Origin of the sequence: Dysgonomonas sp. Marseille-P4361, assembly GCF_900343125.1 — a bacterium.
In the GTDB taxonomy this organism is placed as follows: Bacteria; Bacteroidota; Bacteroidia; order Bacteroidales; family Dysgonomonadaceae; genus Dysgonomonas.
Map to the genome: position 1 here is coordinate 574857 of NZ_OPYL01000002.1, position 13635 is coordinate 588491.

Annotated in this window: 15 protein-coding genes; 6 read left to right on the top strand and 9 right to left on the bottom strand. The window is 34.6% G+C overall.

The window, feature by feature from the left end; genetic code table 11:
• Positions 1-95 precede the first annotated feature (95 nt).
• A complete protein-coding gene (locus DHU68_RS06215) occupies positions 96-1076 on the bottom strand; it encodes a hypothetical protein (RefSeq protein ID WP_108822105.1) in 981 nt (326 codons plus the stop codon).
• A gap of 180 nt (positions 1077-1256) precedes the next feature.
• Here DHU68_RS06215 and tsaD point away from each other — a divergent pair, with 180 nt between their 5' ends.
• Positions 1257-2273 (top strand): tRNA (adenosine(37)-N6)-threonylcarbamoyltransferase complex transferase subunit TsaD, encoded by a 1017-nt coding sequence (tsaD, locus tag DHU68_RS06220; protein ID WP_108822106.1) that lies wholly within the window; start codon positions 1257-1259, stop codon positions 2271-2273.
• An 8-nt stretch (positions 2274-2281) separates the two neighbouring features.
• On the opposite strand, the gene DHU68_RS06225 is transcribed toward tsaD, so the two are convergent.
• Positions 2282-3181 (bottom strand): glycerophosphodiester phosphodiesterase family protein, encoded by a 900-nt coding sequence (locus DHU68_RS06225; RefSeq protein WP_108822107.1) that lies wholly within the window; start codon positions 3179-3181, stop codon positions 2282-2284.
• 158 nt (positions 3182-3339) lie between these two features.
• Between DHU68_RS06225 and DHU68_RS06230 the strand changes: the two genes are divergently transcribed.
• The 5 genes from DHU68_RS06230 (at position 3340) to yidD (ending at position 7595) form a co-directional block, all read left to right on the top strand.
• Positions 3340-4578 (top strand): M48 family metallopeptidase, encoded by a 1239-nt coding sequence (locus DHU68_RS06230; RefSeq protein WP_108822150.1) that lies wholly within the window; start codon positions 3340-3342, stop codon positions 4576-4578.
• A 67-nt stretch (positions 4579-4645) separates the two neighbouring features.
• A complete protein-coding gene (locus DHU68_RS06235) occupies positions 4646-5410 on the top strand; it encodes a hypothetical protein (RefSeq protein ID WP_108822108.1) in 765 nt (254 codons plus the stop codon).
• A gap of 82 nt (positions 5411-5492) precedes the next feature.
• Positions 5493-6716, top strand: coding sequence for a CinA family nicotinamide mononucleotide deamidase-related protein (locus DHU68_RS06240; protein WP_108822109.1), 1224 nt, complete (start codon positions 5493-5495; stop codon positions 6714-6716).
• A gap of 232 nt (positions 6717-6948) precedes the next feature.
• Complete coding sequence (rnpA, locus tag DHU68_RS06245) at positions 6949-7377, top strand: ribonuclease P protein component (protein WP_108822110.1); 429 nt, start codon at positions 6949-6951, stop codon at positions 7375-7377.
• Positions 7374-7595: a membrane protein insertion efficiency factor YidD gene (gene yidD / locus DHU68_RS06250; protein WP_108822111.1), complete on the top strand. Its 222-nt coding sequence runs from the start codon at positions 7374-7376 to the stop codon at positions 7593-7595. Before rnpA ends, yidD begins: the two co-directional genes overlap by 4 nt.
• A gap of 76 nt (positions 7596-7671) precedes the next feature.
• Here the strand turns inward: yidD and DHU68_RS06255 are convergent, their stop codons facing one another.
• The 7 genes from DHU68_RS06255 to DHU68_RS06285 form a co-directional block, all read right to left on the bottom strand.
• Positions 7672-8136, bottom strand: coding sequence for a MaoC family dehydratase (locus DHU68_RS06255; protein ID WP_108822112.1), 465 nt, complete (start codon positions 8134-8136; stop codon positions 7672-7674).
• Between the two features lie 175 nt (positions 8137-8311).
• On the bottom strand, positions 8312-9223 hold the full coding sequence (locus DHU68_RS06260) for an aldo/keto reductase (protein ID WP_255412460.1): 912 nt from the start codon (positions 9221-9223) through the stop codon (positions 8312-8314).
• Between the two features lie 163 nt (positions 9224-9386).
• Positions 9387-10358, bottom strand: coding sequence for an alpha/beta hydrolase (locus DHU68_RS06265; protein ID WP_108822113.1), 972 nt, complete (start codon positions 10356-10358; stop codon positions 9387-9389).
• Between the two features lie 22 nt (positions 10359-10380).
• Positions 10381-10992 (bottom strand): hypothetical protein, encoded by a 612-nt coding sequence (locus tag DHU68_RS06270; RefSeq protein ID WP_108822114.1) that lies wholly within the window; start codon positions 10990-10992, stop codon positions 10381-10383.
• Positions 10982-11245 (bottom strand): DUF2089 family protein, encoded by a 264-nt coding sequence (locus DHU68_RS06275; RefSeq protein WP_108822115.1) that lies wholly within the window; start codon positions 11243-11245, stop codon positions 10982-10984. The genes DHU68_RS06270 and DHU68_RS06275 overlap by 11 nt, the downstream gene beginning before the upstream one ends.
• Before the next feature lie 168 nt (positions 11246-11413).
• A complete protein-coding gene (locus tag DHU68_RS06280) occupies positions 11414-12898 on the bottom strand; it encodes a TolC family protein (RefSeq protein WP_108822116.1) in 1485 nt (494 codons plus the stop codon).
• Between the two features lies 1 nt (position 12899).
• Complete coding sequence (locus DHU68_RS06285; protein ID WP_108822117.1) at positions 12900-13625, bottom strand: ABC transporter ATP-binding protein; 726 nt, start codon at positions 13623-13625, stop codon at positions 12900-12902.
• Between the last annotated feature and the right edge of the window lie 10 nt (positions 13626-13635).

Genomic DNA, 13635 nt, shown 5'->3' on the forward strand with positions numbered 1-13635 from the left:
ATTTTTCTTTCAAAGATAAGCTAAATCTGCTTTATTTGGCTACTTTATTTATCAACAGTATTGTTAATAACTAAGATGCTGAGCCAATTAATCTTTTATGGATTGAATTTACTATCCTTGAATAAGGTAAGAGGATTGGCTTCTATGATCTCTTGTAAACTACTGTTTTTCTTTTTCGTATATTCTTTTACAATTTGCCATCCAATCCAGGCAGCAGCTCTACCTGGTGACTCGGGAGATATAGAACTACTTGACGGAGCATTATTTAAATAATATGAAATAAGGAGAGGATCTTCAGAATACAAATGCTCCTGATTGATTATTTTCTTCCAGATATCTTTTTTATTCTGTTCGCACCATTGGTATTGTTCTTTTGTATATCCTATAATATTTTCATCGCTCATATCCGGAAGAAGTTGAGATATTGCATATAATATTTTCCCTTCTGTTATAATTGCCGAAAGAAGATTTTTATTCTCTATTTTTACAACATCACTCATAAGCCATGCTCTGAGATAATCTCGGGTTATATATATAGGTTGCATTTGTTGTCTTTCATATTGCCTGAAAAAATCGTTATAGCCCGTATAATCCTTGCCTAAGTATTTATCAATCGAAATAGAAATCAGATTATCTAATACAATTACATTCTCCTTAAATCCGGAGATATGCATTGCAAATTGAGGCAATTGTCTATTGGGAAGATGTTGTATAACGAGTCCTTCTGCTCTACCTAGTTGCTCTTCATAAATTGAAACATTGTCAAATGTATCAATAGCATCACTGTATATCTTCATTAGCATCGGATGTGAGAAATACTCCTTCATGGTTCTGAAAGGTGTTTCAGAGTTGTCGCTACTGATAATAGTTTCAAGAGCGGGTATTAACTCCGGATATTTCTTTATCAGAGAATCCTCCTTAATGCTAGATGGTGCTTGTATGTAATTATACAAGTCTTTATCTAGTCTTAGAATCTCTTTGGGAGGATTACTTTCGTGTTGTATTTGCTTGTTTATTCCAGTACAGGCAATGGTAGATATGATGATGAATGTCAATAGATAAGTAAAATGTTTCATTTCGTCCGTTTTAAGATTTCTTCTTTGCTAAGAAGATATATATTTTATAATTTTGTATCACTTTTGAGTACCTGTTAATAACGAATAAAGATATGTATTATTTTAAGAAGGAGACAGTATAAATAATATACTTATCTATAAAAATATTGATGGGTTCATTTATTTGTAAAGATTGAAAATATGATAACAATATTAGGTATAGAATCGTCGTGTGACGATACAGCAGCAGCGGTTATTCAAGATGAAGTATTACTCTCCAATGTAATTTCGAGTCAAAAAGTTCATGAAAGTTATGGAGGGGTAGTGCCGGAACTTGCATCACGTGCACACCAACAGAATATAATTCCCGTAGTAGATCAGGCTCTGAAAAAAGCAGGAGTATCTAAAGAAGATATTACAGCTGTGGCTTTTACCCGTGGTCCCGGTTTGATGGGCTCTTTACTTGTTGGAACTTCCTTTGCAAAAGGCTTTTCTACTGCTATGAATGTCCCTATGATAGAAGTGAATCACCTTCATGCACATGTGTTGGCTCATTTCATAAAGGAAAGTAAGGATGATGATAATCAACCTAAATATCCTTTTTTATGCTTGTTAGTCTCAGGAGGAAATTCTCAGATTATCCTTGTGAAGGCATATAACGAAATGGAAATTATAGGACAGACAATTGATGATGCTGCAGGTGAAGCTTTTGACAAATGTGCAAAAGTGATGGGCTTGGGTTATCCTGGAGGACCGGTTGTCGATCGATTGGCAAAAGAAGGAGACCCTACTAAATTTAAATTTAATAAACCACATCTTCAAGGTTATGATTATAGTTTTAGTGGGTTGAAGACATCATTTCTTTACCTCCTACGCGATGAGTTGAAGAAAGATGCTGGTTTCATAGAAAAGAATAAAGCAGACCTTTGTGCCTCATTGCAAAAAACAATTATTGATGTATTGATGGAGGCTTTACGTCGTGCTGCAAAAGATCTTGGTATCAAAGAAGTAGCTGTAGCCGGAGGTGTTTCTGCAAACTCTGGCTTACGAGCAGCATTTGAAGATCATGCAAAACGCTATGGCTGGAAAATTCATATTCCTCCTTTTGGTTATACGACAGACAATGCGGCAATGATTGCCATGACCGGATATTTTAAATATCAGGATAAAGAATTTTGCGAAATGGACGCAGCTCCATTTTCTCGAGTTGTAATGTAAAAGAAGATTTATTTTCTCAATCCTTCTTTTTTAAGATATTCTATAAGGTATGCGGGGCGATCAGTTTGAATGATTCTAGCCCCGTATTCTTTTATTAATTGTCCGTATGCAAATTCCGGATCATCCAAGGCTGTATCGTCGTCATGTCCACCTGCAAGAGTATCCCAAAGAGTATTGTACCAGATAAGGGTTTTCCCTTTCAACGACTCAGAGAGCTTAGCAGGAAGAAGATTGTCTTTCGAACTATAAGTAAGCTCAAAAGCGACAGGATTCATGTCCTCTATAAACTTGTTTATTTGCTCTTCAGCATCTTTTTTCTCCAGACTAACAATTGGCATATAGATAACATGCAGAAGATATTCTCCGTAAAGTTTTTTCACATCTTCGGCAGATTTTCCACCTTTCATTATAATCTGATCTGTAGTTCCTGTTTTTTCTAACAGAGCATATACTTTGTCAAAGTGTGAATCGGCTTTGTCTAGATTAACTAAAACTTTTCCTTTTACCAATAATAGAGCTTCTTCCAATGTTGGAACTTTTTCTCTGGTTTTAATTGCACAACCATTTTTTAAGTTCAATGTTTTTATTGAATCTAAAGTCCATTCTGAAACTTTTCCCTTGCCGGTAGTCGTACGATCAATTGTTCTATCGTGCATTAATATTAGTTCTCCATCTTTTGTCGCTTGTATATCTAATTCAATAATATCAACACCCATTTCGATAGCCATTTCTATTGCAGGTAAAGAGTTTTCAGGAGCATTTCTCCAGTCTCCACGATGGGCCACAACTAACACTTCTTCAAGATTCTTGTCAAAGAGTTTTGCTCTGATTTTTGAGGCCTTATCTTGGGCAATTATAACTTGGGTTAATACGATAAAGAATAGAATAAAAATATTAATTTTTTTCATGAAATTAGGTTTTGAGTGGTATTGAGCATTTTTTAGTCTAACAAATGTAGTCAAAATATGGCTTAAAAGATGATATAAACTTCATTTTCTTATTCATTAATATATTCTGCCCCATTTCTATTATCTTTGTTCTCTGTTTATAGAACGCAAAAAGAATGATGGAAAATAAATCTCTTTATTTATTTATAATAGTATTGATTGTAGTACTCGAGTTCGTATGGACTCAGTATTTGGCATATAGAAACCGTAAAAGAATGAGTCCTCAGATACCAGATCAGTTAGAGGGCATATACGATAAAGAAGATTATAAAAAACAACAAGAATATCAAAAAACGAATAGTCGTTTTGGGCTATACGTTAGCTCTTTTTCTTTTGTTGTACTTTTGATGGTATTATTATTAGGTGGTTTTGGTTGGCTCGATAGTGTACTGAGGGACTTTACGAATAATGAGATAGCATTAACCTTAAGTTTCTTTGGAATAATTTATATTGCAAATGCTATAATAAGTTTACCTTTCGAGTATTACAGCACTTTTATTATAGAAGAACGTTTTGGGTTTAATAAATCGACAAAAAAGACTTTTTGGCTCGATCAATTAAAAGGACTTCTGCTCGTGGCTGTTTTAGGAGGTGTGATTTTATCTGTTATTGTGTGGTTGTATGAAGAGTTAGGCGATATGGCATGGCTGTATGCATGGGGTGTTGTTACCTGTTTTTCTTTGTTCATGACCCTGTTCTATTCGAATATCATTGTTCCTTTATTCAATAAACAGACCCCTTTGGAAGAAGGAGAATTGCGTGATGCTATTGAGAACTTTGCCACAAAAGCAGGCTTTGAAATCAATAATATCTATGTAATGGATGCATCGAAACGCTCTACTAAGGCAAATGCCTATTTTACCGGCTTCGGAGCAAAGAAGCGTATTGTACTGTTCGATACACTTATTAAAGATCTGGAAACTGAAGAAATTGTGGCTGTACTGGCTCATGAAATAGGGCATTATAAGAAAAAGCATACACTGCAAGGGATTTTCATATCTATCTGTTATACAGGAATTATTCTTTTCCTATTGTCTTTGTTTTTGGGAAGTAAAGATATTGCTCTTGCCTTAGGAACTGAAGATCCTTCATTTCATATTGGTATGATTGCCTTCTCCATTTTATTTACACCTATATCTATGATTATAGGAATCTTTTCAAGTATTCATAGTAGAAAGAATGAATATCAGGCCGATGCTTATGCTGCATCTTTTGGTTTGGGAGACGCTTTAATGAGTGGATTGAAAAAACTATCGGTAAAATCGTTGAGTAATCTAAATCCTGATCCATTATTTGTATTCTTTTATTATTCTCATCCTACATTGTTGCAAAGAATGTCTGCACTGAAAAAGAAATAAATTTTCATGAGTCTTTTATGGAATTTAGTCGCTTGTACTCTCTATTATAGAAATAAGCTGCTTGATCATGAAAAACAGAATTATTCTCCTTTTTATTCTTACACTGTATTTTATACCTTTCTTTGGGCAAGAATCTAATACAATCCATGTATTGGTCGCGCTTTGCGATAATAAGTATCAAGGGATAGTGAAAGTGCCTAAAGGTATTGGTAACGGACAAGATCCTAATTCCAATTTGTATTGGGGATGTGGGTATGGTATTCGAACTTACTTCAAAAAGAGTGCAGAGTGGAAAGAGGTCAGGCGAGAAAAAATAGATAGTGTTCGCTTAGAGCGTATTATTTTTAAACATAAGACTGAAAATAATTATTTGGTAGCTGATGCTTACAATGGAAAATACATCAAAAATTGCACTGTAGATTTTCTTAATTCTTGTTCCGGTAAGCTAAAAGATACATTAAGGGTAGGAGAGACCACAATTGGTATCAATGGAGGAGCTAAACTAGTAGCTTATATAGGTCATAATGGTTTGATGGACTTTTCTCTGTCAAATACATTTGAAAATAGAGACAATGCTACTCGTGATGCAATTATTCTGGCATGTGCCAGCAAACAATATTTTACCCCATATTTAAAATCGGCTAAAGCAAACCCTTTATTGTGGACTACGCACCTGATGTGCCCTGAGGCTTATACTTTACATGACGCAATTGCGGCATATATTGACGCAAAAAGTAATGCCGCAGTAAGAGAGGCTGCCGCGACTGCTTACAATAAATATCAGAAGTGTGGAATTAAAGGAGCAAGAGGGCTTTTAGTAACCGGATTTTAATAATAAACGCAGCTGTTTTTCTATTACATTATTTTATCTTCATTACCTTTGTCTTGTTTGATAAACAAGATAAGGGAAAGATATGAAAGCAGCTATAATTACGATAGGTGACGAAATTCTGATTGGTCAGATTGTAGATACAAATTCCTCATGGATTGCTCAAAAACTTACTGTCGCAGGTTTTGAAGTTGTAGAAATGCAATCGATAGGGGATGATGCAACTCAAATAAAAAAAACAATAGATGAGGTTTTTCAAAGGGTTGATGTTATTCTAATGACAGGCGGTTTAGGTCCTACGAAAGATGATATAACGAAAAAAACGCTGAGCGAATACTTTGGAGCTTCTTTGATATTCGACGAAACAGTTTTGGAAAATATTCAAAATGTTATCTCCAGTTTTACTAAATTGAATGAGCTGACTCGCAATCAGGCTTATGTTCCTGATAATGCAACAGTCATACAAAATAGGGTAGGGACAGCTCCTATTACTTGGTTCGACTATATGGGTAAAGTATTGGTCTCTATGCCGGGTGTTCCTTTCGAGATGAAATATGTAATGGAAAACGAGATATTGCCTCGTTTGCAAGAAAAATACGATCCAGAGGCCTATCTGAAAAGAGTGTTTGTTGTACGTGGTTATACCGAATCGGCTTTGGCTATGTATCTCGAAAACTTTGAAGACTCTTTACCTCATGGCTTTGGATTAGCCTATTTACCTTCTCCCGGATTGGTAAAGCTTCGCCTATTTGTTAGAGGAGGTCATCGTCTGGCAGAGATGACTGAACAGATACATAAACTACAAGATTTGCTAGGGAATGCTATTTTAGCTGAAAAAGACTTACCTGTAGAAAAAATATTGGGAGACCTATTACTCGAAAAAGGCTTAACAATTGCTACTGCCGAAAGTTGTACCGGAGGGAATATCGCTCATTTGATAACATCCATTTCCGGTTCTTCTGCTTATTTTAAAGGAACAGTTGTTTCATATGCGAATGAGGTGAAAACAAATGTTTTGAAAGTATCACAAAACTCTTTGGATCTATATGGAGCGGTGAGTGAATCTGTTGCTCAGGAAATGGCGACAGGTATTCAGCAGCTATTGAATGTTGATTGTTCTATTTCGGTAACCGGAATTGCCGGACCTGATGGTGGGAGTGAAGAAAAACCGGTTGGAACAGTTTGGATTTCTACTAAATATAGAGAGAAGCAAGTAACAAAAATATATCAATTAGGTAAATATAGAGAGTCGAATATAATACGAGCCTCCAATTTGGCAATGTTGCAATTGCTAGATATACTTCAATAAAATAGTAATACACTTTCTGTTATAAAAAGATTACCTCCTCAAACATCTCGTCTGTGGAGGTAATTAGACCATATAACGAATACTAATATTGCTTTTATTAATCCTTTGAAAGTTATATGGTTCCTATATATTAAGACGAGTTGATTGAAGGAACTGTTACATAAAATGAAAGATTCCTCTATTTTTTAGTATAAATCTACCTACCTTTGTTCGAAAATAGACTCCGTACTTTATGGAAATAGATAACATCAGTAAAGCAAAGAATACTTTCTCTAAATTTGAAAGATTGCATAAAAACAAATCAATTGATCGACTTTTTCAGAAAGGTGATTCTTTTGTGTCATATCCTTTGCGCATAGTCTACTATGCGGAGAATATGTCTGATGATAAAGAAAAAGCGGAATGTTCTATATTGGTGAGTGTTTCTAAAAAGAAGTTTAAGAGGGCTGTGAAGAGGAACAGAGTAAAGAGGTTAATTCGTGAGGCCTATAGATTAAACAAGATTTCTTTTCTAGATTCACTAAAAGGTGAAAATAGAAGAGTAGATATTGCTTTTCTATACTTAAAATCAGAATTACCTGTTTATGAAGAAATAGAGAAAGCAATGCTCAAAGCAATGACAACCTTGTCGGATAAATTAAAGGAAGATAAACTAGAATGAAGAAGGTCTTATCATGGATTCTTTTGATACCTGTATATTTCTATAAATACAGTATTTCTCCTATGCTACCTCCATCTTGTAGATATACACCTACATGCTCGGAATATGCAATAGAGGCAATAAAGAAACATGGTCCTTTCAAAGGTTTATGGCTAGCTACTAAACGAATTCTTCGTTGTCATCCATGGGGAGGTCATGGATATGACCCAGTGCCTTGAATTAATTTCCTTTGATGTATAAGAAAAAAGATCGCCATTAGACGATCTTTTTCTATTTCTTGAAAATTTATATTTATCAATTGAAATGATATAAGAATATCACTGTTTCTTCTAATGCGTTTTTTGGAGAATCTTTTATTTCTAAGATTACTTTAAGTTCAGCTTTAGCAATGCCTCGTAGATTTACCAGAGATTCTAATTTAACGCGCAACCTGATTTCATCATTAACGACTACAGCCTGATTAAATTTAAGTTTTTCGATTCCATAATTTATGAGCATTTTTACGTTATTTACTTCAATAACTTGATCCCATAAATAAGGAAGTATAGATACCATCAGATAGCCATGTGCAATAGTGCTCTTGAAAGGGCTCTCTACTTTTGCACGTTCTTCATCTACATGTATCCATTGATAGTCAAGAGTCGCTTCTGCAAATTTGTTTATACGATCTTGTGTAATTTTAAGATAATCAGATACTCCAAGTTCTTTCCCTACATATTGTTCAAACTCGGCGAAAGAATTAATAATAAGTTTGCTCATAAAAATATCAATTAACAATTCGTAACAAAAATACCGATATAAATTGAAATAAAAAAATAAAACAACTTTTTGAGGAAACGAATGATTTCTTTTTAAGTCTGTCGTTTAAATTTTGATATCCATTCAATTTATTTTCTGTATCTTCTCTAAGTAGTATAGTTTTTATATAAAACTATTAAATAGGAGTATTGTCATTTACTATTTTCATTGTTCTGTCTATGAGGTCATCTACTTGTACTATAGATTCTAATCCGATAGTCATAGAGTGGATATTTGATTCATTGATAGCAAAGTGTAGAGATTTACTTCTCTCTTCATCACTTGTGTTTTTCCCTTCTCCAAAAATCTTCATTCCGATGATTCCTTTACCATTATCTCGCGCCTTTTTCAAAAGATTCTTCACATCTTCAGGTGTACCATCCATATGCGTGGTGAAAGGATTTATTCTTGCTAATATGACATCTACCCATGGATTGTCAACGGCTTCAGCCATTGCATCCCAATTATGACACGAAACTCCTACAGATTTAAGTATACCGCTCTGCTTTGCTTTCGAGAATTCGTCCATGTAATATTTTCTAGTCTCTGGCCAGTTCCCTTCCATCAGGCAATGCATCAGCAATATATCTATATAATCTGTGTCTAAATCTTTTCTGAAACGATCCAGCGTTTTCTCAACAGCTTCTATTTTATCAGAGCCATCGGGGTGAGTCCAGACTTTAGTACATAATGTTATATTTTCGCGGGGAAGTCCTTTAATTGCTTTTCCTACATATGGGTGAGAACCATAAGATTCTGCCATATCAAAATAGCTCATTCCGCGATCGTAGGCATGGCGAGCCAAGTTGACAAAACTATCCATTCCTAAGCGTGTCTGATTCGAACCATGATTATAACCTATAGTTCCCGTTCCTAGTCCTATGCGTGACATACTTATACCGGTGTTACCCAAACTTACCTTATCAACTGTGTAATTTTTGTCAAACACTAAATTGCTAAGTCCCGCTATTGAATTATTTGATAAGGATAAGCCAGCAACCCCAAGCATCCCCGCTTTGATAAATTTACGTCTGTCTATTCTTTTCATGGTAAGAAGATTTAGATGTGTAATATACACATTTTTTCAAATAAACAGAGCCTTTCTATGATGAATAATGTTTAAAATAGAATCTTAATGTATTAAAGTATAGTCTTATAGAGTAAAAACTTATAGGACTATAACTTTATAGGTATTAAAAAATATTAGTGTGTTATTTCTCTTTCTTTAAAAAATCAATAATAATTTCAACTAGCTCTTTATTTAGAGGTAGAGTAGGATTAGTGTATACTGCTTGTTGGCTGATCATATCTGTCTGGTCATAATCTTTCAAAACGTGAGTCATATTTTCGATAATATATTTTTGTGCTTTCTGGTTTGCATTCTGTAGTAGATCTGCCTGTTGGGAAGTAACTTGTACATCATTAGCTCCTTGAACGATTAAAACAGGAATAGTCAACTTCTTAATTTCAGTTTGAGGATCATACTTAAACCAAGAAATCATATAAGGTTGAACACTTGGGCGAAATAATGAATTAAGAGACATCGGAACATCCTCTATCATCTCGCCATTCTCTAACTTATCTATGTAGGAGAAAATTAAATCTTGTACAGATTTGGGTTGCGTAACTAATTGTTTACTTAATTGTTCTTTCAAAATATTGGCAGCAGGTTCAGCAACTCCGGCTAAAGAGATATACTTCGTCACTGAAGGTGTATTCTGAGAGGCAATCATCCCTATCAATGACCCCTCACTATGACCTATAATAGATATTTCAGAAAAGCGCTTATCTGCTTCTAACAATTTGATCCAAGCTTTTACATCATTAATATAATTTTCGAATCGTAAATCAGCTTCACTCTTCATACTATCTTTACTTTCTCCTATGCCTCTTTTATCGAAGGTTAATGTCGCAATACCATTATAAAATAGTGCTTCGGACAACATTTTAAGAGAATTGTTCTGCATTTGAGGCTGATTGCCATTCCTGTCCGTCGGCCCCGATCCTGCAATAAGTATAGCTATTGGCACGGATTTATTATTTGTAGGAGGAACTCTTAATGTACCGTATATTTTCCCCGATTCGGTATCAAGGATAATAGGCTCTTCGTTTATAATAAGTTGACCAAAACAATTAAAAATAGAGGTTGCTACAATCAGAATAATCATACAAAATCTTTTCATATTAATGCAATTTAGATTAGTCTTAGAAGAATGATGAACATAGAATTAAGATTACCTTAGAGAGTATTTCGCTGACAATTAAAGCAATCGCAAAAGAGACTCCACCTATGATTCCCTTTATATTTGTTGACACAGAGTATGCATTGTATTTGAGTATAATAGACCATATTGTAAATAATATACAGATCAAGCTTGCAATAAGTAAAGCCACTATATTCTCTTTTAATATTTCCAAAACTGTATTAATCTGTGTTGTATCCAGATTACCTAAACAAAGATGTACATCCGGGTAAATACCTGTAATAGCAGCAAATAATAATGGAGCCTGAGATAACGCTAATGTCCCTGCAATATCGATAAAGCGAAAGTCTGTTTTTGTAGTGATTTTAGCGATAACGTAAAATACAATGGTCATACAAGCCCAATTAACGATTTGATATATTAAATGTGGTATATATGGGTTCGGAGATTCGTTGCATCCATAGTGTATATCAATTACACCATCAAAATGGGTGTTACCCAGATAACCGACAAAGGATATTATACCCATTATTATGACTCCTAGAATAAGAGCTTCTGCTCCGGCTATATACTTGAAAGGATTAAATAGCCAGCTACTAATTTTACTTTTCATAGTTTTTTATTTTTTTGATAACGTCATCAAGTAAGTTTCTTACAGTAGGATAGCTTAAGCCTAACTCTTTAGCCATATCTTTCAAACTTCCACTGTTTTTCACAAATTTGAGGATGAAGTTTTGTTCATCAACAGATAGTTGGGCCAAGATTGGTAGCTCATACAGACCATGAACCTGAGTTTCACAATTTTCGCAAACTAAACTTTTTACTTTTAGTTGATTCTGGCAGCTAGGACATTTACAAGGTAACATAATTGTATTCTTTTTTTGTAAATATACAATAAATAATTAATAATATTGATTATATCTTTAATAATATTAATATGTTGATAGATATTATTTACGGAAAGAGTAAGGGTGTATAAAAAATACCCTTGTAAATTCTACAAGGGTATTTTAATATTTTATATAAAGTTGATTTTATTCTATTTCTTTATCATTCTTAAAGTCGTAGAATGTTTTTTGCATCAGATCGGCAATGCTCAATTGATAATTCACATATGCTCTAAGGTGAGTAGAGTAGGAGTTATTTAAACGATCTCTCTCTAAAGCCAAGGCTTGGCTATCTATATCTCCATCCGAATATCTTTTAAGTGTGATATCGAAACTTTTTTCTGCAACAGCAACACTTTTTTTCAATAGTTGCAGTTGTTTTAAATTACTATTCAATCTTGAAACCAGATTGCGAACTTCTGTTTCTATGTCTCGTTCTATTTCTTCCTTCTGAATGATGTACTGTTTTTGCCTTGCCTGAGCAGCTCTTACCTGAGATTTATTTTCGCCCCAGTCTAATATTGGAATTCGTATTGTAAGTCCGATTCCATAGTTCAGCGGTCGGTCTTTAAAGTTGGTATAAGCCTTGTCTATCGAATTTGTTAAATTATTACTTACATTAAGATTACTTACTCCATATTTCTGGAAATAACCATCAATACTAGCTTTGACCATCCCCTCTGCTTTTTGTTGTTTTATACTAATATCTTGTAGAGCGATCTGGATATCTTGTTCTCTTATCTCATGTCTGTTCTTTTTTGCCAATACAACAGCCTTTTCGGGGTCAACAAGAACTATGTCGTATTTTAAGTCTGTGTTCAGAAGGACACTGTCCGCTAGGTCAAGGCCAATGAGGTCTTTGAAGCTATTAACGGCTGAAGTTTGTTCATGAACAGCAATGTCATAATTGTTTTGAGCTTGCGCCAAGTCAACTTCCATTTGCAGTGCGTCAACTTCTCTAATCAATCCAGCTTCATATTTGTTTTTTGATATCTCATAGGCTTCAGTTTGCCTTTCCAGATTCATCTTGGTTATGTCTACATTCTTTTGAGAAGATAATAGACCATAATATGAGCTGCTGACTTGATAAATCAGGTTCAACTCCTCTCTTTTCAAAACCTTATTTGTTCTTTCAAAATTAAGTTCAGCTGTTTTGAGTGACGACTTTACCGAATTGTATCCGTAGAAAGCATCAAGAGGTTGAGAAAAACCAATCTGAGCATTAAGTTCAGTCGCCCGTAAATCGGTATTGTAATCATTTAAGCCCCTCACGCGCCCATTGATAAAAACTCGACCATCAGTAGGTAAAGGCTGTGATATTTCTAAATCAGTAGAATAATCAAGTTGCTTAACAGAATAAAAAGATACTCCGGTGCTGTCTTCAAACTGCCTGATTGTCTCTGTATATCTTGGGGCTGTAAGACTAAGATCAATATGGGTTTTTAAACGGCTCTTGGCTGTATTAAGATTATATTCTACAATTTTGAGATCTTGTTCAAGACGTTTCATTCTCAAACTTTTACTTTTAGCTATTTCTATACTCTCTTCTAATGTTAAATGATGAGTAGTCTGAGACTTTATTGAAAGACTGCAGATAATTAATATCAGAGCAGTAAAGAGTGTCTTTTTCATATTATTGTATATTGATAAGAGATGATGATTGTTTTACTTGTGTCTTATTCCCGTTTATCTGATCCGAATGGATACTTCCATCTTTTATGTAGATATTTCGGTCTGCATAGTTAGCTATTTCTTGCTCGTGTGTAATCAATATAATTGTATTTCCCTCTTGATGCAGATCATGGAATAATCTCATTATATCTTCACCAGTTTTGGAATCTAAGGCACCGGTTGGTTCGTCCGCAAGCAATATTCCCGGACTTGTAACCAATGCTCTGGCAATAGCAACTCTTTGCTTCTGACCTCCACTTAATTCTGTCGGTTTATGACCTACGCGAGAGGAAAGTCCTACCTTCTCTAATGCTGATAGCGCTCTTTCCTTTCGTTCATGTGCAGGAACGCCCGAATAAATAAGGGGGAGTTCTACATTTTGGAGAGAACTAAGTCGGGGAAGTAAATTAAAGTTCTGAAAAATAAACCCAATCTCTTTGTTGCGCATGGCTGATAATGAGTCATCATCAAGCGTACTTACATCCGTGCCATTAAAGAAATAATGACCGGTGGTAGGTGTATCTAGGCAGCCTAAAATATTCATGAGTGTGGACTTACCCGATCCTGATGGTCCCATGATGGCAACATACTCATTTTTTTTAATTTGCAGATTAATATCAATAAGAGCAGGAACTTCCATTTCTCCCATTATATATTTCTTAGTCAGATTGGATATTTCTATTAGCATAGCTGTTGGT